21 protein-coding genes and 3 tRNA genes are annotated in these 20,716 nt (G+C 48.2%); 15 read left to right on the top strand and 9 right to left on the bottom strand.

Translation table 11 applies throughout. The features are described from left to right. Positions 1–40: 40 nt before the first annotated feature. A complete protein-coding gene (locus AXX12_RS07690; protein WP_066240529.1) occupies positions 41–508 on the bottom strand; it encodes a universal stress protein in 468 nt (155 codons plus the stop codon). 222 nt (positions 509–730) lie between these two features. On the opposite strand from AXX12_RS07690, the gene AXX12_RS07685 reads away from it, so the two are divergent. The 11 genes from AXX12_RS07685 (at position 731) to AXX12_RS07635 (ending at position 11,874) form a co-directional block, all read left to right on the top strand. Continuing rightward, positions 731–1,015 carry a hypothetical protein gene (locus tag AXX12_RS07685; protein ID WP_066240526.1) on the top strand — a complete coding sequence of 95 codons (285 nt, stop codon included), beginning with the start codon at positions 731–733 and terminating at the stop codon, positions 1,013–1,015. Between the two features lie 22 nt (positions 1,016–1,037). Further along, complete coding sequence (locus AXX12_RS07680; protein WP_066240524.1) at positions 1,038–1,916, top strand: alpha/beta hydrolase; 879 nt, start codon at positions 1,038–1,040, stop codon at positions 1,914–1,916. Positions 1,917–2,240: 324 nt separating this feature from the next. After that, on the top strand, positions 2,241–4,172 hold the full coding sequence (locus AXX12_RS07675; RefSeq protein ID WP_197470676.1) for an LTA synthase family protein: 1,932 nt from the start codon (positions 2,241–2,243) through the stop codon (positions 4,170–4,172). 222 nt (positions 4,173–4,394) lie between these two features. Then, positions 4,395–5,105 carry a phosphatase PAP2 family protein gene (locus tag AXX12_RS07670; protein WP_066240521.1) on the top strand — a complete coding sequence of 237 codons (711 nt, stop codon included), beginning with the start codon at positions 4,395–4,397 and terminating at the stop codon, positions 5,103–5,105. Further along, the gene (locus tag AXX12_RS07665; protein WP_066240517.1) at positions 5,074–5,439 is read left to right on the top strand and encodes a diacylglycerol kinase; all 366 of its coding nucleotides are present in this window, start codon (positions 5,074–5,076) and stop codon (positions 5,437–5,439) included. The genes AXX12_RS07670 and AXX12_RS07665 overlap by 32 nt, the downstream gene beginning before the upstream one ends. Before the next feature lie 27 nt (positions 5,440–5,466). Beyond that, positions 5,467–6,153 (top strand): response regulator transcription factor, encoded by a 687-nt coding sequence (locus AXX12_RS07660; protein WP_066240514.1) that lies wholly within the window; start codon positions 5,467–5,469, stop codon positions 6,151–6,153. A gap of 1 nt (position 6,154) precedes the next feature. Then, positions 6,155–7,465: a sensor histidine kinase gene (locus AXX12_RS07655; protein WP_066240512.1), complete on the top strand. Its 1,311-nt coding sequence runs from the start codon at positions 6,155–6,157 to the stop codon at positions 7,463–7,465. A 319-nt stretch (positions 7,466–7,784) separates the two neighbouring features. Next, entirely contained in the window at positions 7,785–9,011 is a 1,227-nt protein-coding gene (locus tag AXX12_RS07650; RefSeq protein ID WP_066240508.1) for a sodium/glutamate symporter, read from the top strand. A 246-nt stretch (positions 9,012–9,257) separates the two neighbouring features. Then, positions 9,258–9,581 carry a DUF3870 domain-containing protein gene (locus AXX12_RS07645; protein WP_066240504.1) on the top strand — a complete coding sequence of 108 codons (324 nt, stop codon included), beginning with the start codon at positions 9,258–9,260 and terminating at the stop codon, positions 9,579–9,581. 222 nt (positions 9,582–9,803) lie between these two features. After that, positions 9,804–10,805, top strand: coding sequence for an NAD(P)H-dependent amine dehydrogenase family protein (locus tag AXX12_RS07640; RefSeq protein ID WP_066240501.1), 1,002 nt, complete (start codon positions 9,804–9,806; stop codon positions 10,803–10,805). Positions 10,806–11,043: 238 nt separating this feature from the next. Then, positions 11,044–11,874, top strand: coding sequence for an SDH family Clp fold serine proteinase (locus AXX12_RS07635; RefSeq protein ID WP_231881840.1), 831 nt, complete (start codon positions 11,044–11,046; stop codon positions 11,872–11,874). A 46-nt stretch (positions 11,875–11,920) separates the two neighbouring features. Here AXX12_RS07635 and AXX12_RS07630 read toward each other — a convergent pair whose 3' ends face one another. After that, positions 11,921–12,520 carry a DsbA family oxidoreductase gene (locus AXX12_RS07630; protein ID WP_066240498.1) on the bottom strand — a complete coding sequence of 200 codons (600 nt, stop codon included), beginning with the start codon at positions 12,518–12,520 and terminating at the stop codon, positions 11,921–11,923. Between the two features lie 167 nt (positions 12,521–12,687). Next, positions 12,688–13,776 (bottom strand): 3-phosphoserine/phosphohydroxythreonine transaminase, encoded by a 1,089-nt coding sequence (serC, locus tag AXX12_RS07625; RefSeq protein ID WP_066240495.1) that lies wholly within the window; start codon positions 13,774–13,776, stop codon positions 12,688–12,690. Between the two features lie 319 nt (positions 13,777–14,095). Here serC and AXX12_RS07620 point away from each other — a divergent pair, with 319 nt between their 5' ends. Then, a complete protein-coding gene (locus tag AXX12_RS07620; protein WP_066240491.1) occupies positions 14,096–14,518 on the top strand; it encodes a GlcG/HbpS family heme-binding protein in 423 nt (140 codons plus the stop codon). A 229-nt stretch (positions 14,519–14,747) separates the two neighbouring features. Here the strand turns inward: AXX12_RS07620 and AXX12_RS07615 are convergent, their stop codons facing one another. Then, positions 14,748–16,568 (bottom strand): CAP domain-containing protein, encoded by a 1,821-nt coding sequence (locus tag AXX12_RS07615; RefSeq protein WP_066240489.1) that lies wholly within the window; start codon positions 16,566–16,568, stop codon positions 14,748–14,750. Positions 16,569–16,693: 125 nt separating this feature from the next. Between AXX12_RS07615 and aroH the strand changes: the two genes are divergently transcribed. Further along, the gene (gene aroH, locus AXX12_RS07610; protein WP_066240486.1) at positions 16,694–17,059 is read left to right on the top strand and encodes a chorismate mutase; all 366 of its coding nucleotides are present in this window, start codon (positions 16,694–16,696) and stop codon (positions 17,057–17,059) included. 228 nt (positions 17,060–17,287) lie between these two features. Here the strand turns inward: aroH and queF are convergent, their stop codons facing one another. Then, positions 17,288–17,785, bottom strand: coding sequence for a preQ(1) synthase (queF, locus tag AXX12_RS07605; RefSeq protein WP_066240484.1), 498 nt, complete (start codon positions 17,783–17,785; stop codon positions 17,288–17,290). A 19-nt stretch (positions 17,786–17,804) separates the two neighbouring features. After that, complete coding sequence (locus AXX12_RS07600) at positions 17,805–18,308, bottom strand: QueT transporter family protein (RefSeq protein ID WP_197470675.1); 504 nt, start codon at positions 18,306–18,308, stop codon at positions 17,805–17,807. Positions 18,309–18,623: 315 nt separating this feature from the next. Here AXX12_RS07600 and AXX12_RS07595 point away from each other — a divergent pair, with 315 nt between their 5' ends. After that, the gene (locus tag AXX12_RS07595) at positions 18,624–18,974 is read left to right on the top strand and encodes an ASCH domain-containing protein (RefSeq protein WP_066240481.1); all 351 of its coding nucleotides are present in this window, start codon (positions 18,624–18,626) and stop codon (positions 18,972–18,974) included. A gap of 318 nt (positions 18,975–19,292) precedes the next feature. Here AXX12_RS07595 and AXX12_RS07590 read toward each other — a convergent pair. The 3 genes from AXX12_RS07590 to AXX12_RS07580 form a co-directional block, all read right to left on the bottom strand. After that, positions 19,293–19,367, bottom strand: a tRNA-Cys gene (locus tag AXX12_RS07590). 9 nt (positions 19,368–19,376) lie between these two features. Continuing rightward, positions 19,377–19,453, bottom strand: a tRNA-Asp gene (locus AXX12_RS07585). Positions 19,454–19,466: 13 nt separating this feature from the next. Beyond that, positions 19,467–19,542 (bottom strand) — tRNA-Val (locus tag AXX12_RS07580). A gap of 436 nt (positions 19,543–19,978) precedes the next feature. On the opposite strand from AXX12_RS07580, the gene AXX12_RS19250 reads away from it, so the two are divergent. Next, positions 19,979–20,146: a hypothetical protein gene (locus tag AXX12_RS19250; RefSeq protein WP_156478611.1), complete on the top strand. Its 168-nt coding sequence runs from the start codon at positions 19,979–19,981 to the stop codon at positions 20,144–20,146. Positions 20,147–20,716 lie beyond the last annotated feature (570 nt).

The raw sequence follows: 20,716 nt of genomic DNA, 5'->3' as shown, positions 1-20,716 counted from the left end.
GAGTGTCCCATCCTCTAGGACGCTCGAAGTGTCTACACAATTACTCGCATGCGTAGGGAACAATGGTCACAGGACAAGGAGCAGCCTGCAGTACGCCATAGCTGACACTACCTAAAATCCCGCCGATAACAGGACTCATGCCGCGAGAGCCCATAACAATCATCCGCACTCCTACCGTCGAACAACCTTGCTGTGCAGACTCAACGGGAGCGGCCTGCTGAATTATTTGTTCCTTGGCATTGCCAATCAGCAATTTCGTTTCATATTCTACGCCAGCGTTGTCTAATTCTTGTTTAATTGGGGCGATTGTCTCGTTATACATCTGTTCCTGATATTGCCGAACATCCTTTTCGCTAAAAAAGCGCTTAACATTAGGAGTCTGAAGATCTGGCTGAACGTTTAGGATAATCAGCTTTTCCTGGAACAGTTTGGCCAGGCTGATTGCCAGATGCAGCGCCTCAAGGGCATTCTTTGATCCATCGAACGGAACGAGAATATCTTTTTTCATGAAAATCCCTCCGCATATAAATTCTTTAGGATCTTTTGGCTCTTATTGTAGAAATTCGGCGGAGGCCTGTAATTCTCCTGCAATCCTGAGAAAGCCCTTCAATACCTGTCCGACCTTTGCCCGATTCGCCAAGCTAGAATAGAGAGTAAAATATGCTATACTTATAGAAGACTATACAAAGGACTTCAATATACACCTTACTATGTAAATGGAGTGATGCACATGTCCACCGATAATACGCGATACTCTATTCCCTTTACTCCGCTAACTGATCGGATTGCAGCAGAGGCCCCACACTTAGTTGAGCCGCTGGCTGCATTGCGCCAGGCAATGGGCAACGCTGACTTTGAAAAATACATCAATTCCCTAAGCTCTTTGCGCAAAGTCGATGATCAGCTGTTGCTGATCACTAGAAGAGAAATGAATCGCTCGATACTGATGAGCCGTTATCTGCCACTGATGCAAGAAACTTTTGGCGTGAGTTATATCCGCATTGTCAGCCAGTAGTTATTTTTGCAAGGAGGCCGTTATGACAAAAACGCCACAGCAATTAGCAAAAATCGCCGTACAGGCAAGAAAAAACTTTGCCGCCGGGCAACAAAAAATCACAGACTTTGTTCCTGTCAGGCATTTTTCCGAGCATTTGATTCCGACCTGTATCGGCGAGACGCGAGTTTTTACATATATCTCTTGCGAGCAAAACGAGCCGGTCCCCGTCTTTGTGAATTTGCATGGCGGCGGCTTTATGATGGGCAGCGCTGAAGACGACGACATCTGGTGCCGCCGCCTGGCGAGTGCTGTTCCCTGTCTGGTTGTCAATATCGATTATCGACTAGCGCCTGAGCACAAGTTTCCGATTGCACTTGAAGAAAGCTATGCTGTGGTAAAATATCTGCACGATAATGCAGCAACACTCAGGATAAACCCGCAGCGAATTGCTGTCGGCGGACAAAGCGCCGGCGGTAATTTAGCAGCAGGCCTTTGCCTCTTAGCGCGTTCTCGCCAAGAGTTTTCCTTTTGCTATCAAGTATTAAACTACCCGGCGCTCGATATGTCGGTTGATCCCTTTTCACAACCGGCAGACAAAATCCTCACCCCCAGGTTGCGAGCCTTGTTCAACGACTGTTACTTGCGAACTCAAGATGACGCTCTAAATCCGCTGGTCTCACCGCTTTTGGCCGAAAATCTCGCCAGTCTGCCCGCAGCGCTGGTCATCACTGCAGAGCTCGACCCGTTGCGGCCAGAGGCTGAGCAATATGCGAAACGGCTAACTGATGCAGGGGTAAAAACGATTTGCAAAATGTTTATCGGCTGTATACACGCCTTCACCCACTTTGGACCAAGACAAGCGGCCGAGGAAGCAGAGCGACTGATTCATACTCAACTGTGCCGAGTCTTTGAAGATTAACCTATAGCATAGGGCGTGGCTCTTTGCTGTTTTTCCCGTTCACCCGATACCAAGCTCCCTAAGTCTCCCATCTTCTGTTAAGTGGGAGTCCCTAAAGGGAGTCTTCGGCTTAACGAAATCACAGATTTCGAGCCTCACTCTAAGAGCGGCAAAGTCCCTGGATAAGTGCGACTAGGATTCAGAATGGAGTTAAAGCTCCATCTGAATCCAGTCCTCTTTACCGAAGCCAAAAATTACTGTTTCTCTCCCTTCCATTCTTTCAGACTTTTTTCAGAATCCAGCTGTAATCTTGTACATGTACTAGCGAAGGAAGGGGTTTTTCACTTGAGTAATATAAATAAACTTTGGCTTTGGACGCAGAACCCAGCGTTAGGCAGATATGCTCCGATTACTGCCATATCGGCGCTTTTTCTGATGTTGTCGGCAGTCTTGCGGCTTATTCTCTGGGGTAGCTTTGGCATAGCAGGAGGAGTTCCCGTTTGGCATCTGCCAACTATTCTCGGCTTGGGGCTACTCAACGACTTGACAGCTTTGGTTTATGTAACATTCCCGGCTGCTCTCTATTTAGCCCTGTTGCCGACAAAATGGTTTGACTCTAAGGCAAACCGACGCTTTATTGTCTTTACCTTATTTGCTGTCATTTTCGGTTTGTTATACCTATGTGTGTCCGAGTTTTTCTTCTTTGAAGAATTTGATTCCCGATTTAATCTGGTCGCAGTTGATTACCTGATCTATCCGACCGAAGTGCTGGTTAACATTTGGGAAACCTATCCGGTGGTTCGGGTAATGCTGGCTACCTTCGTTCTTTCGCTCGGCATCCTTAAAGGCCTCTGGCCAAGAATTCGCCGTAATCTGTCGGGCGCTGCCAAGTTTGGCCAACGCGCCAAATTGCTTTCAGCTCATCTTGTTTTGCTGGTGATCATCTCTGTCGGCGTTTCGGCAGATAGTCTTGCCCTGTTTTCCAACCGGGTTACGAATGAGTTAGCCGCTAATGGCATTACCAGCTTTTTTAGGGCATTTCGCACTAACGAGATTAACTATGACGTCCACTACCGGATGATCGATTCGCAGCGCGCTTATGCGCTGATTCAGGAGCATTTAAAAAATAGCGGCGGCCAATTCACCGCCAATAAACCAGACAGTTTGGAACGGACCTTTCCGGCCAAGGATGGCCTCGGCAAAATGAACGTGGTTGTCATTGTCGAAGAATCCTTTGGCAGTGAATTTGTGGGTGCCTTAGGCGATACACGTGGCTTGACGCCAAACTTCGACCGTCTGAGCAAAGAGGGCCTGCTGTTTACCAATGTATACGCCTCAGGCACGCGCACCGTTCGCGGCCTGGAAGCCATCTCTCTATCACTTCCCCCAATCCCCAGCGAGTCTGTCGTCAAACGACCAGGCAACGAAAACATGACCAGTTGGGGCAAGGTCATGGCCGAAAATGGCTACCAAGCCAGCTTCCTCTATGGTGGCTACGGCTATTTTGACAACATGAATTACTTCTTCCAGTCGAACGGCTTCGCCATCAGCGACCGCAATGAGATTCCGCAGCCAAGCTTCGCCAATATCTGGGGCGTCTCGGATGAAGACTTGTTCAATCATGCACAGAAGTACTTTGATACTGCCGCCACCAGCGGTAAGCCTTTCTTCTCGATTATAATGTCAACTTCAAACCATAAGCCGTATACCTTCCCAGAAGGCATTCCCGGTATTCCTGCCACAGGCGGCGGCCGAAACGCAGGCATCCGCTATGCAGACTATGCCATTGGAAAGTTCATCGACCAAAGCAAGAATCACTCCTGGTTTAACAATACCCTGTTTGTCATCGTGGCCGATCATGGCGCGCGAGTGTATGGACGGGAGCAAATTCCCGTTAAGAGTTATGAAATTCCGCTACTCATCTACGCACCGGGCAAGATCGCTCCTGGCAAAGTAGAGACACTTACCAGCCAGATCGACATCGCTCCCACTGTTCTTGGTATGTTAGGATTGCCGTACCACGCCCCCTTCTATGGACATGACGTGCTTTCCCCGAGCAACAACCCAAACACGGTTGTGTTTAATCACAACTACAATGTTGCCATCTTACAGAACAATCAACTGACTGTGCTTGGCATGGGCAAAAAGCTATCTGGCTTCAGTTATGATCCGAAAACAGACAAGCAAATTACCACCCCAGTTGACCCGCAATCAGGAGACCTAGCGACTGCATATTATCAGACTGCCTATGATCTCTTTAAACGACATCAATACTAGAGCGTAAAAAAACGCTTTTCGACGATCTCTGAGGAATTACTGTTCTACGGAGGCCACGGAGAGATAAAGAGGCCACGAAGGGCTTTAATTAGGATCAGCAAAGCTGACAGAATAGATATTTGTACCCTTCGTGTTCCTCCATGTATCCTCCGTGTCCTTCGTGGTAAACGTAACCCCGCTCCTCTTCGAGGACGTAAAACCAATCTACGGGAGAGTGGCACAATGAATCGAACCATGGTAACCCGCCAGATTCTGGCCACCTTTGGGTTGTTGCTGGCGGCTCTTGCCCTTTTTGAATTAACGAACATCGACTTACTACTGCAAGACCGACTTTTCTTAGAGCCGGCCCATCGCTGGCTGGTTGACGCGAAAGATCCCGTATGGCGGTTTCTCTTATATGATGGCCCCAAGGGTGCGCTGGTATTGATGGGAATAGGATTGCTCATTAGTTACATCGCTTCTTTCCGTTCAGCGAAGCTGCGTCCGCACCGCCGCAGGTTGCTCGTACTGCTGTTGGCGATGTCGTTCGTGCCGCTGCTAATCGCCGGTCTAAAAAGTTACACTAATGTGTATACTCCTGACCAACTAGCACGCTATAGCGGCGATAAGCCGTATGTGAAAGTATTTGAATCATACCCGCCGGACTTTCACCAAACAGACAGGGGGCGCGGCTTTCCCGCAGGACATGCATCAGGTGGCTTCGCGCTGATGGCCTTGTACTTCTTTTTCCGTCAAAAGCAACATCGGCTCATCGGCTGGTTATTTGGCTTTGGCCTTGGCTGGGCTATGGGGTTGTATCAAATGTTCAAAGGAGCTCACTTTCTCAGTCACACTGTTGTGACTATGTTGGGAGCCTGGCTAATTATCCTGATAATATATCGATTGGCGGGGTGTGAAGAAGATGCGAACAAAACCGAATTACACTCTGTGTAAGAACACCAGTTACGCCCTGGCAGGCTTAGCTGATATGCTTAGGCATGAGAGCTCCTTCCGTCTGGAAGTAGTTGTTATTACCCTGCTGCAGATTAGTCTGTCTATTATTGATTTGCCTTACGTCTGTATGGTAATACTCCGGCTATCGTTATTTTTGCCGCTAATTGCAGAAGCTGTTAATAGTGCGATTGAGCGTACGGTCGATCTAGTCACCGTGGATCTTCACCCGCTGGCCAAACAAGCGAAAGACCTTGGCAGTTCGGTCGTTTTCTTAACCATCACATTAACAACTTTGATCTGGGTCTGCACTCTGTTTTATGTTTTCTACCGATAGTAGGCGCGATTTGAAAGGGGGATAACCATGCGGGTGCTGCTGGCTGAAGATGACTACCGCTTGGGAAACCTTGTTAAACACATGTTACTAAAAAACAACATCCAGGTCGATTGGGTGTTAAATGGTGAAGCCGCATACGACTATGCCATCCACGGTTCCTATGATGTCGTGATGATGGACTGGATGATGCCGGTGGAATCAGGACTGTCAGCCTGCGGCCGTCTGCGCCAAAATGGCTATCAAGGCGCTATTTTGATGTTAACAGCAAAGGACTCTATCGGCGACCGGGTCTTGGGATTAGACACAGGCGCTGATGATTATGTAGTTAAGCCGTTTGAATTCGCTGAATTGTTGGCGCGCCTGCGTGCCTTATCGCGACGCAGTCTGACAACCGTTCGTGAAGAAACAGTAACCGTCGGGAGTTTTGTTATCAACCAGGCTACCCGCCAAGTTATGCGCCAAAACCAGGAAATTCAACTGACAGGACGGGAATTCCAATTATTTGATTTGTTGGTGCGCAACCGCGGCGTCGTCGTGCCGCGTGAGGTGATACTTGACCGGGTCTGGGGCCTCGAAACAGAAGTTTCTTCAAATACTCTGGACGCATATGTTCATCTGCTGCGTAAGAAGCTAAACTTACCAGCAGATGGAGTAACCATCACCAATGTCCGGGGTGTAGGCTATCGACTAAGTCTAGAGCCAACGGAGGCCTAATATGTTTTCACAAATTCGTAACCGTCTGACGATATTTTATACAGCCATACTAATTCTGTTCATGCTTTCTTTCTTTGTCATCAGCTACGCCGCTTTAACCTGGGTGATTTACTCGCAACAACAACAGCAAGTACTCCTGTTTGCTGAAGAAGAAGCGCACGAGCACGCCGAAATTCTCCTTCAGGCGCAAAAACAGGGCTCTTTACCGACAGTAACTTCGGAAGAATTCAGCGGTTCAATATTCTTCTACGCGTATGACAATTCCGGCCGGCTAGTCAATACCGCCAAACCGCCATCCGCTCTCCAAACATCGATTTCTGACGTGATTCAGAAGTGGAATCAGCCTCCCGGGAAGGCGCAATTGGAAAAAATTAGCCTATCTGATGATCAAACCTACTATATCATGATCGCAAGGCAACCCATTCAGAGCGGAATAGAAACACTGGGCGCTGTCTATGTAGGGATAGATATTACCAGCTACTATGAAGTCTTAAAAACACTCTTCTTCGTCATGTTAGCGCTATGTCTGGTATTTCTCGTCGCCGCATCCGGATTGGGGCACCTGCTGACATCCCGGGCGATGAAAGCCATAGTTGTGGCGTTTAACCGGCAACGCGAATTTGTCGCCGATGCCTCACACGAATTACGGACTCCACTCAGTGTGATGCTGGCTTCAGTTGAAACCCTTGAGGAGAACGAAGAAGACCGACTCTCACCTTTTTCGCAACAAGTACTAGCCGACATGAAAGATGAAGTCCTGCGCATGTCGAAAATTGTGGGCGGATTGCTGACTCTCGCCAGAGGCGACGCAGGCGCTGCCCCGATCATCAAAGAACCCTTAGAGCTTGATACCATGGCACAGCAAATTGCCAGAATGCTAGACCCCTTAGCTAAGAAAAACGGTATTACCATAAAGGTAACTACTGAAGGGCGCACCGTACTGCAGGCAGATCGCGAACGGATTGAGCAGCTATTGCTGATCTTGCTGGATAATGCGTTAAAGCATACTCCTAGCGGCGGCAGCGTCAATCTACAGATCGCAACAGCTTCACACCACCAGGTAAAAATCGTTGTCCATGACACCGGTGCAGGGATTGCCCTGGAAGACCAACTGCGTATTTTTGAGCGGTTTTATCGAGTGGATAAAGCCCGTTCGCGCGAAACAGGCGGCACGGGACTGGGATTGTCTATCGCCAAATGGATTGTCGAAGCCCATCAAGGAACCATTGGCGTGGAAAGCACCATGGGAAGCGGCAGTAAATTCACCGTCATCTTACCTCAGGGATCTTTAAACAACAAGCAGGAGCGCTAAGCTATTAAACGTGGCAAAAATACAAAATACAAAGTTTGAAACTATTGAATATTCCGTCAAAAGTGCTACACTTTAATTGCATTAAATATAGTCTTATTTATTGGTTATGAATGACCTTCATTTTACCAAAATAGATAAGACCAAGATGGGTGTGAATTTCTCACATTATTCTTGGTCTTTTAATTTTACGATTGATTTGTGATGTACTGCAAAGCTTAATGATGCTTTGTAGAAAAATACAAAAAAGGAGAGGAAAGAACAAAAAGAAGTAAAATTCGTACACAAGTGAAGCTACTGCATTAGTAAAGGAGGGTGTTCTATGGAGTTCAAAACATTAAACGGCATGCTGATTCTAAAATTAGGCCTAGTCCAAAGTGTTGCGCTAGCGATCGTTGTCTATTACTTAGGCGTCGTCATCCGCAAGCGGGTGCCGTTCCTCGTCAAGCATAGTATCCCTGCCCCGGTTGTTGGCGGCCTGCTATTTGCCAGCATCGCGACTTTCCTCCGTATGCAGGGAGTAATTGGCATTGACCTGGATAGCACTATGCAGACTAACCTGATGATTATGTTCTTTACCACAATGGGAATGGGCGCGAGCATAACACTGGTAAAGCGCGGCGGTCTGCCACTTGTCATCTTTTTAGGACTTGCTAGTTTTCTAGGTATTTTACAGAACTTCCTCGGCATTTTTTTAGCACAGTTAACAGGTATCCACTCCTTATTCGGCATAATCGCAGGGGCTGTCACCTTAATGGGAGGGCTCGGAACAGGCGGTGCCTTCGGTCCATTGTTTGAAAGCTGGGGACTGACAGGAGCGACCGCTGCTGCCATTGCCTGCGCCACGTTTGGCATGGTCGCCGGCAGTCTCATGGGCGGTCCATTTGGCGAAAGACTAATCAGGCGTTACCATATCATCACCCCCAAATCACAGGGCGTGGAGCTTGATGCGTCTGCCGCCGCTTTTCAGGAAACAGAAGCAGTCACCAACGGACCTGTCCTGATGAGCACGCTTGCATACGTGCTGGCGGCTATGGGCCTCGGGACTGTGGTCAGTTACGTATTAGTCAGCAATGGCATTACATTACCGCTGTACATCGGTGGAATGATTACGGCTGCCGTCATCCGCAATATTGGGGATATCAGTAAAAAGTTTGAGATTAACGTGAACGCCCTTGAGATTATTTCAGATATCTCGCTTGGCCTCTATTTGACTATGGCAATCAATGGCTTAAAGCTGTGGGAACTTGTGAACCTAGCCATACCGTTGCTGATCATTTTAGTTGCGCAATGTCTGTTGATGCTGATCTTCTGTTGGCTTTGCTTTTATTTCATCATGGGTCGCGATTACGAAGCCATGATGTTGTCTGTAGGCCTAGTCGGTTTTGGCATGGGAGCAACGCCAAATGCTCTGGCCAATATGCAGACACTTAGCCAGAAACACGGGCTGGCGCCAAAATCCTGGCTGATTGTGTCCATCGTCGGAGCCTTCTTGATTGACTTCACTAACGCGATTATTATCACAACAATGGGTAATATGTTCCGCTAAGAGAAAAGGAAATAAATACGGAAATTATTATTCTGCTCATTATGCTCCAGGTAAGGGAAATTACTGTCTCGCTACATTGCCCTGCAGGCAGAATTCTGGCAGTCATAGCGAAAAAACTTACACACGGAATTTTGAGTGTTGCCACCGAATGCATATGACCTGCCGAGCAGGGGTAGAGTTGCTGTAACAGAGCACATTCACGGTCTCTTTGCCTGAAGTAAGGGAAGCGACATAGGGAGTGGGGCAATGGAGTACAAAAAAAGCACTATCTTTGTTACCGGAGTAGCTAGACCCAGTAAGGATGACCCTGTGGCCAGCCAGTATGACCTATTTTTCCTAAGCTTGATTGTCGACAAAACCAATGACATGATAATTAGTGCAGCTTGTAATACCGCCAGACCAATGACCGAGGATTTCATTTGCTCGCTAATTGTCAACCGGAATATAGAGACAGACCTTGAATCCATTACCTCCGAAATCCGCGCCCGCTTCTTTGGCCTGTTGCAGAAAGCACTGATCGTGGCGCTAAAGGATGCACACAATCGTTATTCGATTGCTAAAAAGCTATGAAGTCGCAACAAAATGAGCGGATACTATTTTGCTGAACAATCGACAGGCTGTTGCCATAATAGCGTCAACTACATACCCTCTTATTTATTGGTAACTGAAAAACCTTCAGCTACCGAGATAGATGAGATCAAGGTTCAGTACATCGTACTGTGGTCTTGATCTTTTTTCTTTAATTAACGTATCATACCCAAAAAGGGAATTTTATAAAGAGGTGATTGAATAATGGAACGGAAAATCAGAGTCGTACAAATGGGTTTAGGCCCGATCGGCAACAAATCAACCATTTACCTGGCAGAAAGGCCTCAGGCTTTTGAGATCGTAGGTGCCGTTGATCTTGATCCGGCTAAAGTCGGCCAGGACGTTGGCGTGCTGGCAGGCTTAGCGCCGCTCGGGGTAACCGTGACTGCTGATTTGCACAGCGTCCTCAGCCACGGCAATATTGATGTTGTTCTGCTGACCACCGCCTCCAGTCTGGTGAAAGTGGAAAGCCAGTTGACTGCTATTTTGCCATATGGCGTCAACATTGTGTCATCCTGTGAAGAACTGAGTTACCCCTGGTTGACTCAGCCTGAAATTGCGAAACGAGTAGACGCCTTAGCGAAACAGCATAATGTCTCTGTTCTGTCCACCGGTGTCAACCCCGGCTTCTTAATGGACTTTTTGCCAATGGCTCTTACTGGCGTCTGCCGCCATGTCAACAAAATCACGGTTGAACGTATCCAAGATGCGACCTTCCGCCGTATTCCGTTCCAGAAAAAGATTGGTGCCGGCCTGACACTAGCTGAATTCGATCAAAAAATCGCCGAAGGCACTCTGCGCCATGTCGGCTTGACTGAGTCAATCCATCTTATCGCCGCCAAACGCGGCTGGAAGCTTAACGCCACAGAAGACAACATATCGCCAATTGTCGCCAGGCATGACGTAAAAACCGAGTACCTTGACATCAAAGCAGGCATGGCTTTGGGAGTTCAGCAAATCGGCAGAGGCTTAGTCGGCGACAATGAGGTTATCCGCATGGTCTTCCGCGCCGCGATTGGCGAACCGGAAACCAAGGACCGTATTATTATCGATGGATCACCGGCAATCGATAGTTGCATAAAAGGCGGTGTCAATGGCGATGTTGCCACCTGCGCGATACTGATTAACAGCATCCCGGTTACGATTAACGCACGCCCCGGTCTGCGGACGATGGCGGATATTGAACCGATTGCCTGCTTCGCATAAATCAGTTGCCTTGGCCAAAAACAATACTAAACTACTTAGCAAGAAAATCGGGAGAGGATTGCTTTACTGCCTTCGAAATGACATGCGAAAAATGTCATCGCGAGCGCAGTGCGGCGATCTTCTCCTCTATTTTGACGCGTTGCTTGTTTTTGATGCTTACGAAACTAACCCCATTCCTTGGCAGGAATTCGCTGCTCTTGGGGGGAATATGTCGTTAAGGGACAAGGAGGTGCTGGCATTGAACATTAGCATAACAGATATACTATGGATAGTATTTCTGTTATTTACAGTCACTCCGATGCTCCAGCAGCGGAGCATCGCGACCAGACGATTGTCTCTCTTGCGAAAGATTGAGCAGCAGCGACAATCACGTGTAATCAGCCTTATCCACCGCCAGGAGGCAATCAGCCTGCTTGGTATTCCGCTAAGCCGCTATATTAATGTGGAAGATTCTGAGCACATATTACGCGCGATTCGCTTAACCCCGGATGACATGCCGCTCGATTTGATTTTACACACTCCGGGTGGCTTAGTCCTTGCCTCAGAACAGATAGCCAGAGCCCTGCAGCAACATCCGGCTAAAATTACTGTATTTGTACCGCATTATGCGATGTCTGGTGGCACCATGATCGCTCTGGCCGCAGACGAAATCGTACTCGACCCGAACGCAGTGCTTGGGCCGGTTGATCCCCAACTCGGACAATACCCCGCAGCATCTATTCTCAAGGCAGTGCAGCAGAAATCAATCAACCGAGTTGATGATAACACCCTGATTCTGGCCGACATGGCTGAAAAGGCTCTCCGTCAGGTTCAAGAATTTGTTAAATCCCTGCTTCTTGACAAACTGTCTGAAGAAAAAGCAGATGCGTTGGCTCGCACCCTATCGGAAGGCCGCTGGACTCACGATTATCCGATTACCTGTGAAAAACTGCGCGAGATGGGACTGCCAACCATTTGCAATGAAATGCCGCTCGAAGTATACGAGCTAATGGAGCTTTATCCCCAGCCCGCACAACAGCGTCCATCAGTTCAGTATATACCGCTCCCTTATAGCAAACGAACTCCATAATGAGAGAAGGCCCTTGACGCCGCTGAGTTGGCGCAAGGGCCTTATATTATTTAACTGTATCCCGAATAACTTTCTCCGCTTCTTCATAGGTAAATGCGCCTTCAAGGATTTTCTTGTCACCGGAAAAGATGGTGGGTACCCATTCAACCTGCAGTTCAGTGAACCGTCGGTCATGCTCCGCCAAAATAGCGGCATATTGACATGACGCTAACGCCTGATCAAGCTCTGCGACCGGCAGCCCCAGTTGGATCGCAATGTCAAACAACACCGCTTTGTCGCCAATATTTCTGCCTTGTTCAAAATTAGCTGCGAATACCGCGTCGCACCAATCCCTAGCCCGTCCGTGGGCGGCGGCGAACTCCACAGCCTGCAAGGGCAGTCGAGTATCAGGTACAAACGTCATTCCGCCAGGCGCCACCCCGACAGGAGCTCCCAGGCCATTGAGTTTCTCCCGGCGGCTTTCTCTGTCGAAATTAGGCACAACCTCGGTAATGTCCTTTCCCTCCGGACCTACCTCAGGGTGGATATTCCATGTCAACCACTCATCCTCAAACGTCAGCTTTTGCCTCAACTTTTTTATGTAATTCCACGTGATATAGCAATACGGACAAGAAAAATCGAACACGATCTGTAATGCTTTAGCCATATCTCTCCCCCGCTTCGTTTTTACGTTCCCTTCGCGCAGGCGCATAGCGCCTTTCGCGTTTTCGCGGCAATCACTACCGACCTTGCTTTATCTGACTCTTAACCATTCCACGAAGGTCACGAAATAGTAAAGAGGGCACGAAAAATTATACGTTTAGGATAGCAAAGCTAGCCGTTTTTCCTTTGAAACTCTGCCATAAACTCTGCCAGTGCCTGGCAGCCAGCCTTACTCATCGCATTGTAGATCGAGGCTCGCATACCACCAACTAAGCGATGGCCTTTCAAGCCGACAAGACCAACCGCGCCTGCTTCTTTGGCAAACGTCGCTTCCAGGTCCTCACTAGGCAGGCGGAAAGTGATATTCATCAACGACCGGCTATCTTTCTCCGCATGGCCGCGATAGAAGCCGCCACTGTTGTCAATCGCGTCATAGACCAAAGCCGCCTTGGCTTGGTTGTGACGTTCAATGCCAGCCGGACCACCTTGTCGCTTGAGCCATTGCAGGCTCAGATTGGCAAGGTACACGGAAAAGCCGGGCGGGGTATTGTACAGTGAATCATTCTTGGCATGAATGTCATACCTCAGCATGGTTGGTAGCTGTTTCGGGCAGGTCTCGAGCAGGTCCTTGCGGATAACGACGATGGTCGCCCCCGCTGTCCCCAGGTTCTTTTGGGCGCCAGCATAAATCAAAGCAAACTTATTCCCGTCAACTGGATAGGATAAAATGTCTGAAGACATATCGACTACTAGCGGGACATCGCCTGTATCCGGGAAAGCCTGCCATTGTGTTCCGTAAATCGTATTATTGCTCGTCATATGTACATACACCGGATTATCGCTTAGCGCAATCTCCGATAAGGCGGGAATACGGCGGTAATTCACATCTGCAGTGCTGGCAGCAACATGAGTATTGCCGATCAGCTTAGCCTCCTGCCATGCCTTTTCGGCGAAGACACCGGTTACGATATAGTCAGCCGTACGGCCCACTGTCAAAAAGTTCATCGGAATCATTGAAAACTGGCTACTTGCACCTCCCTGCAGGAACAGTACCCGGTAGTTCTCACCCACTCCCAGCATTTCCTTAAGGCTGGCTTCCGCCTCCTGGTGAATTGCCTCATAAGGTTTGGAGCGATGACTCATTTCCAGAATAGACATTCCTGTATTCTGATAGGATAACAATTCCCGCTGCGCCTGTTCGAGAACCTCTAGCGGCAGTGTGGCCGGTCCAGGATTAAAATTGAAAACGCGCTCAGTCAATGCGCTCGCCTCCCCGTATATATTACATAGTATTGTCTTTATTCTACCTTGTCTGGCTAGATTTATCAATTGCAAATACCTTAAGAGCGGAATTGCGTTTTGCTACGGAGGACATATCATCTTACATTAATGTAGTATAACATAGTAGCCCTCTGTGGTCCCTCTGTGAACTCTGCGTACTCTGTGGTTAACGCACCATTCTCTTCAAATTACATTCCCGTCTCCTGAAGACCACTGTCACTGTTTTCATTAGTCAGCAGGAGAATCGCGCCGAATTGCCGAATTGCCACCACAGGCTTGATAAGAGAGGGGCATTTTTATGTTGACAACCGATATCGTTTACCGTATTCTCAATCAAATCCTTGATGAGGCAAAGCAAGATGGTGGTGCACCTGTGTCTGTCGCAGTTTGCGACAAGGATGGCTCATTAGCCGGTTTTCTAAAAATGGATGGTGCGGCGGTGCGCACAGGACATCTAGCTCGTCACAAAGCCTATACTGCAGCAAGAATGCAAGCAAGGACGGCCGACTTTCTCGCCCGTATCAAACGCGAACATCTCGATATCCGCTACTTCTGCGACCCTGATCTCACACCTTTGCCTGGTGCTGCACCATTAGTGAACAAAGAAGGTGAGATTATCGGTTCGATTGGCATTAGTGGACGTCCCTCAGAGCAGGATCAGGCGATGGCAGATGATGTGGCGGCGAGGATATTGCGCGTCTTAATGCAGCCCGTGAACTAGGGCTCTTCAAGTCCGGGGCCCATCTGCGTTGTTAGCCCCGAAAATCCATTGCTAGCGTACATTCCAGTACGCGTCGCTGCTGGGTTTTCAGGGCTGCCTAGTGATGCTATTCAGCTTGCTTACTTCAAAAAATCCCTAACCTCATAGGCAACAACATCTGAACCCTTCTGAACGCCCTTGCAGAGGTATTAAAAAACGAAGAAGATTGCTGCTCACAATAACATGCGATTCACTTCACCGGCGTCAGCAAAACTCGGCGTTCGCCGTTGTCTGTATACAGGCTGAGGATATACTGACTGAGTTCAGGTGCGCCGGATTTGCTGATTTCAAGCAGATAGTCACCATCCGGCAGGCTCGGGCCGCGTTGGGAATAGTAGCGGTCTGCTGAATAGCTACGCCATACTTCGCCGCCGCGCTTAAGGACATAACTGACACCTGCTGGTTTGCCGCTTTGCCAGAAAAGCTCTATATGGTCACGGCCAGCTAGCCGCATTAGTCCTGCTCGCACGGCGGGAATTGGTCCCAAGTTGGCCTGGTCGACTACGGTCACACTTCGCCGCTTACCGCTGGATTCCTGAATTTCCACTGTATACTCGATTAAATCAGGTGATAGCGAAGGCGATGCTAGCTGCAGACGGTATCTCCCTGGGCTCAACGGACCAGCATTCGTCCAGGAGAAGCCTTGCTCAGCATTGTATTTACGGACAATTTCGCCGTCCCGGATCAGCAGATAGCTTACATCCTCAATATCGCCATTTCTTAGCTTTAGTTGGAGATTCTCGACTCCCTCTAGATTAACGAGACCCAGGTAATCAATAGCCACTGTGGCACGGGTCGTAAAGGACCACGCTTCGTAAATTGGTTTGATGCTACCATCTGTTAGGATGCGTTGAGCTTCAATCTTGATCTGATAGGTTTCACCTGACTTAAGCGGCAACTGCGGAATCAAGAAGATGTATTTTTTAGACTCGCTTTCACGACTAGAGTCTACAACATAATGCGAGATATCGTTGCCTGCGCTGTCTTTAAATGAAGCAGCAAGCAACCGCAACTCTCGTGTCTTGGTGTCATGAAAACTCAGACTGACCGGATAACCGACATACATGCGGTCTTTGTGGTAGCTGGCAAGCGGATTTGGCGATTCGGCGACAAACCAGGAAGACTTGGCGTCAGTTTGCCCGGCATAGGGATATCGCATAGCCCGGTCATCATTGCGGTCGTCGGAATTACCAGCATTAATAACCATGTTATAGGACTGCAGAGAAAACCCGGCCCCAACTTCTCTGTCATTAGGGTTAATCAGCCCCAAGCGATGATACGGCGCATCGATCAGACCCTCAATACTCATTCGTGGCGAGGAAATACCATAGTCGATCCCTTCTGTCGCTACTCCACTATAGCCAAAGAAAGCCGCTCTGTCCTGAGGGGTAATGCCGGTGAAGCCAGGATAGCGCTCATTTTGATAATGACCAACCAGATGATTGATCTGCAGAAAGTTGCTATGAGATTGGGCCGCTGCGGTCAGACTAGGATTAGTGCTAAGATCTGAAATCGCCAGTGTCTTGCGAATACTATTGAGATGACTGACTGCCTCCGCTTCCATAAGCTGCAGTTGAGTCGAATCTTTACCGGCAAAAGGCTTAACCGGATTGCTAACAATCGTAAATCGGCTAGTGAGAGTCAATGGTTGATAACCGTCAAACGTAATGGTTACGCTTGCTGTATGAATGCCCGGAAGTAACTCTCGCTCCGGTTTGTACGCAAAAACTACTGCAGAGCCGCGAACCGTGCGAACCGGCTTCACAGCTTGACCGTCGAGATGCATGCGAAAAGACGCAATCTCCTGTCCATTCGGCTGCACTGTCCAGCTAATTGACGGCCTGCGCTCGCTAATATTACTGCCATCAGCAGGCGTCAGCGGGTCTTCATAGGTCGGATTGCCAACGACAGCCTCCCGGCCAGGGGTGGCCACAGCCGGCGCGCAAGCCCCTAACAAAAAACCTGCTATCAGTAAGCCGCAAACCACGGCAGAAAATCTTTTGCGTTTCATATGCGTTAACCTCCGCTACTACGTCCTAGTATATTCTCCTTTTATCTAATTTTTCCTGTCAGTGAGAAAAACCTTAATAAGACCGAGATAATAATACCAAGCTTTAAGCCCAAAGGAGTGAGACCATGCTGCGAGGAGTCAGAGGAGCAATCACAGTCGAGCAGAATGACCGTGAACAAATCCTCAGCCGCACGGCTGAGTTATTGACCGAATTGGTTAACAGCAATAATATTAAGACTGAGGACATTGGAGCAGTGATCTTTGCCTCAACCCCCGATCTGCCAGCCGCCTTTCCCGCCGCAGCCGCTCGCCGCATCGGCTGGGATAGCGTGCCGCTGTTTGGAACCCAGGAAATCGACAATCCAGACGGCGTGCCGCTTTGCATCAGGGTGCTGATTCTTTTAAATACAGATGCGCCGCAAGCAGCGATCCAACATGCCTATTTGTACGGCGCAGCCAGACTGCGGCCAGACTTAGCAACGCAGGAGTAGTAATCATACGAAAAACCGTTGCGCAATCTTGGCGATACCGCAGTGTATCAAAGTGCGATGAACACGAGCGGTACTAACGCTACACCAGCGACACAAGCCGTTGTCCTTAGTGGCGCTAGTGTTCCGTTCTTTGCGCTACAAGGCTTCGGAGGCCTCACAACTGTGCTTTTTAAACGCTTTAAGAGAAAAGCCGCCACTCTCGCAGCAGCGAAAATGGCGACTCTTTTTCTACCGATTATTGATTATTTCTGGATACATATCGTGATACATCAGCCGTTTCTCTGCCGCCGCCTGCCACTTCGTACCCTCTTTGCCGTAGTTGCAATATGGGTCAATCGAAATGCCGCCACGCGGCGTGAACTTGCCCCACACCTCGATATATTTCGGATCTAGCAGTTCCACTAAATCCTTCATAATTTTGTTAACACAGTCTTCATGGAAGTCTCCATGGTTGCGGAAGCTAAACAGGTACAACTTCAATGATTTACTTTCAACCAGTAGTTTATCTGGCACATAAGAAATGTAAATTGTCGCAAAGTCCGGCTGACCAGTCATAGGACACAAGCTGGTAAACTCCGGACAGTTAAATTTGACAAAATAATCGTTGCCAGGATGTTTGTTCGCAAATGACTCCAGCACTGCCGGATCATAGCCGAATTTATAGTCAATCGCCTGATTGCCAAGCAGTGAGATTCCTGCAAGCTCTGCTTTAGTTCTGCCTTGCATTGTGTTCTCCCCCTTTACTTCAACCTACTAGTTTGTTGCGCAGTTGTTTGACTAGAATAACACCCGTGATTCCCGGGATTATCTGACCAATAAGCAAGCTCACTGCCAAAACCTCATACGGAACAGGAATCAGATAAGATAACCAAACCGGAACTAATAGACCAGGGCAAAAGATAATTGGCAAAGCAATCAACCAATCATTTAACTGCCAGCGGGGCACCAGATACACCAGCGAGGCTGTCAGTAGTCCAACTATTCCTCCACCAATAATATCAGGCAAACCCAATCCGCCCATCAACAGATTACTCAGCAAATTGCTTACCGCCAGCGGAATAATCAAGAATGGATAAATCGCACTAAGCGCATACAGAGAGGTCGCAATCCGAATCTGATACTGCCCGAAAGCAAAACCTTGAGTAAGCATCATTACTGCGATATAGACTGCGGCCACCAGGCCGGAAATCGCAATTTGCCGCGATATTGTCATCGTCTTAAGTCTCTGAGCCGCCATTGCTGAATTCATTTCATTCCTCCACGTTTTGGGCAACAAAAAGGAGCATACCTGCCCCACGTCTGCCGCAACAGAGAAATAAGCCTCTATTATCAGCATGCCCGTAGTTTTGTTTATAGACAGGATGGTTACGAACTGTCTTATTGAATTATATTGTATTATATCACATATTTACTCAGGCTTCAAGGAACAGGCGAAGCATGATTAAACGGAACACGCCCTATAGCCAATAGTTCCTGAAATTTCGCTTTAAATAGCAGCAATTTTACTGTAAACTAACGATAGACGCCACGTTGCCTGCAGCATTTACTGTAAAGGAGGGAAACTATGTTCGCATTGAACTTCCAATCTGAGCATCATGAGCAAATGCTAGTCTCACGGGCCAAAAATTGTACAGTCCGGTTGGGAGATGTCAGCAGCGCATTTCCGGAAAACTCCATTGTCTGGATTACTTTCGGGAAAAAGCATACTCCAAGACGAAAACTGTATACAGCGATTATTGATAAAGTATCGGTTAAGCACTTCAACCAACTCACCGCTGAGGATCTGGCGCATCAGAATCCTGACATTAAATCACCAGAGGAGTTAATTCGTTTTTTTGAGCATCTCTATGGCAAAGCGATTACTCTAAACGATAAGGTAAGTGTGATCTACTTTTCAGAAATAGTTGACGCATAAAGTCTTGTTTGAGAAGCTGACCTGGGCAAACAGCCTGTGTCAGCTTTTTGGCATATAAGACAAATAAATTTAATGTTTATCGGCAAATACATCAGCCCGCCCTTGCCCGCCCTGCTTCAGAACACCCTTAGCCAGGCTAGCCTTAGCGGAGGCTAAGGGGTGTACCGTCGGAACAGGGTTAATGCCTGGTAAAACCCTGCCGCGGAATAGCTACCAAGCCTTACGGCACAAGGCGTTACCGCTTCAGAAAATTTATAAAATTTGTTTCGTTAAAAAAATAACCCCCATCAGTGAATGATGGGGGTTATTTAATACAGTTGGAGGCGACACCTAGATTCGAACTAGGGAATAGAGGCTTTGCAGGCCTCTGCCTTACCACTTGGCTACGTCGCCATAAATAAATGGCGACCCTGAACGGATTTGAACCGTCGATCTCCGCCGTGACAGGGCGGCATGTTAGACCGCTACACCACAGGGCCGCGAAAGAAGAACTGGTGGGCGATGACGGGATCGAACCGCCGACATCCTGCTTGTAAGGCAGGCGCTCTCCCGGCTGAGCTAATCGCCCATAATATATCTCTTTGATAGGCATTTATTATATCATGAGAATATAGCGATTGTCAATGATCCATATAATGTTAAAAAGCGGAGACTTTTAAGGTAACACTACGCACACTGCAGAGTGCGGGAGTGAGCCGAATTTTATCGACTCACATGTTGGGAAAAGAGGTGTCGAGACTACATTGCTAGTACTCCCTTCTTAGGTGGAAATATATTGAAATGTTGCCGACTAAATCAATGCTGCTCCGATGGCCACTCGAATGACTCGGTCTGTATCGCTAGGTTTTTCTAAAATTGAGCTTCATATTGAACACCTCCTTCATGGGTCAGTTTCCCCTGTGACGGCGCGAACATTATTCTCAAACCCACTAATTTTGTATTCGCCGCATAAATCTTAATCAAGCGTTAACACTAACACCATTCAATCTAGGAGGTGTATGCTAATGTCCGACCAAGCCAAACAAACATTAGACACTGCTACCGATAAAGCTTCAGCAGCACTAAGAGGTGTAAATTTCTCTGATACTAATGAAATACTTGATGAATTTAACTCAAAAATCGATCAGGCTTCCGAAGAGGCTAGCGCCAAATTTAAGCACAATAAAATGTAATCTCCCACAAAGCCGCTTTATAAGCGGCTTCAGGTTGCAGAGAAACCCTATTCCTAGGCCGTTTAGAAATAGCCCAGATGCTAGGCAGACCCATCGACCCAGCAGTGACGCGTACTAAAGGGTACGCTAGTAATGGGGCGGCGGGTCTAACAACGCAGATGGGCGTTTATCAACGGCCAGGAGCCGCTTTATAAGCGGCTTTCTTATTTGCCGCTACCACCCTCACGGCGCAGAGACAATATGGGTTACACTGATTTCCTCTTCTGAACTCTATCGTAAAAGAATCCTTCATTTTACAATCCTTAACTCTCGCATGATTAAATTTGGCCCGGGCCAGACATTAGCCCTAGCGGAGGTTAGGGTGTACTGTCAAGCGGGCTAATGCCTGCCCGTGCCGCCACCGCAAATAACTACCGATCCTTACAGCATAAGGCTTTGGATCGCCTGTGTTCTGACTACTGACAGGACAGCTGGCACTATGACGTATGACGAGAGCCAAGGGGTAAAATACAAAAACGAAAAGCACTCACTTTTCAGTGAGTGCTTTTCTAAACCTGCGACTACCTATCC

The sequence above is a fragment of the Anaerosporomusa subterranea genome, assembly GCF_001611555.1.
Taxonomy (GTDB): domain Bacteria; phylum Bacillota; class Negativicutes; order Sporomusales; family Acetonemataceae; genus Anaerosporomusa; species Anaerosporomusa subterranea.
The sequence above is the reverse complement of the archived record's forward strand: the minus strand, read 5'-3'. Positions and strand labels throughout refer to the sequence as shown.

Coding starts and splice junctions, on each gene's coding strand:
- AXX12_RS07615 (WP_066240489.1), bottom strand. CDS start 16,568: ATGAAACGCAAAAGATTTTCTGCCGTGGTTTGCGGCTTACTGATAGCA.
- AXX12_RS07640 (WP_066240501.1), top strand. CDS start 9,804: ATGGAACGGAAAATCAGAGTCGTACAAATGGGTTTAGGCCCGATCGGC.
- AXX12_RS07645 (WP_066240504.1), top strand. CDS start 9,258: ATGGAGTACAAAAAAAGCACTATCTTTGTTACCGGAGTAGCTAGACCC.
- AXX12_RS07600 (WP_197470675.1), bottom strand. CDS start 18,308: ATGAATTCAGCAATGGCGGCTCAGAGACTTAAGACGATGACAATATCG.
- AXX12_RS19250 (WP_156478611.1), top strand. CDS start 19,979: ATGTCCGACCAAGCCAAACAAACATTAGACACTGCTACCGATAAAGCT.
- aroH (WP_066240486.1), top strand. CDS start 16,694: ATGCTGCGAGGAGTCAGAGGAGCAATCACAGTCGAGCAGAATGACCGT.
- AXX12_RS07630 (WP_066240498.1), bottom strand. CDS start 12,520: ATGGCTAAAGCATTACAGATCGTGTTCGATTTTTCTTGTCCGTATTGC.
- AXX12_RS07595 (WP_066240481.1), top strand. CDS start 18,624: ATGTTCGCATTGAACTTCCAATCTGAGCATCATGAGCAAATGCTAGTC.
- AXX12_RS07665 (WP_066240517.1), top strand. CDS start 5,074: ATGCGAACAAAACCGAATTACACTCTGTGTAAGAACACCAGTTACGCC.
- AXX12_RS07650 (WP_066240508.1), top strand. CDS start 7,785: ATGGAGTTCAAAACATTAAACGGCATGCTGATTCTAAAATTAGGCCTA.
- AXX12_RS07680 (WP_066240524.1), top strand. CDS start 1,038: ATGACAAAAACGCCACAGCAATTAGCAAAAATCGCCGTACAGGCAAGA.
- queF (WP_066240484.1), bottom strand. CDS start 17,785: ATGCAAGGCAGAACTAAAGCAGAGCTTGCAGGAATCTCACTGCTTGGC.
- AXX12_RS07670 (WP_066240521.1), top strand. CDS start 4,395: ATGAATCGAACCATGGTAACCCGCCAGATTCTGGCCACCTTTGGGTTG.
- AXX12_RS07655 (WP_066240512.1), top strand. CDS start 6,155: ATGTTTTCACAAATTCGTAACCGTCTGACGATATTTTATACAGCCATA.
- AXX12_RS07685 (WP_066240526.1), top strand. CDS start 731: ATGTCCACCGATAATACGCGATACTCTATTCCCTTTACTCCGCTAACT.
- AXX12_RS07620 (WP_066240491.1), top strand. CDS start 14,096: ATGTTGACAACCGATATCGTTTACCGTATTCTCAATCAAATCCTTGAT.
- AXX12_RS07690 (WP_066240529.1), bottom strand. CDS start 508: ATGAAAAAAGATATTCTCGTTCCGTTCGATGGATCAAAGAATGCCCTT.
- AXX12_RS07660 (WP_066240514.1), top strand. CDS start 5,467: ATGCGGGTGCTGCTGGCTGAAGATGACTACCGCTTGGGAAACCTTGTT.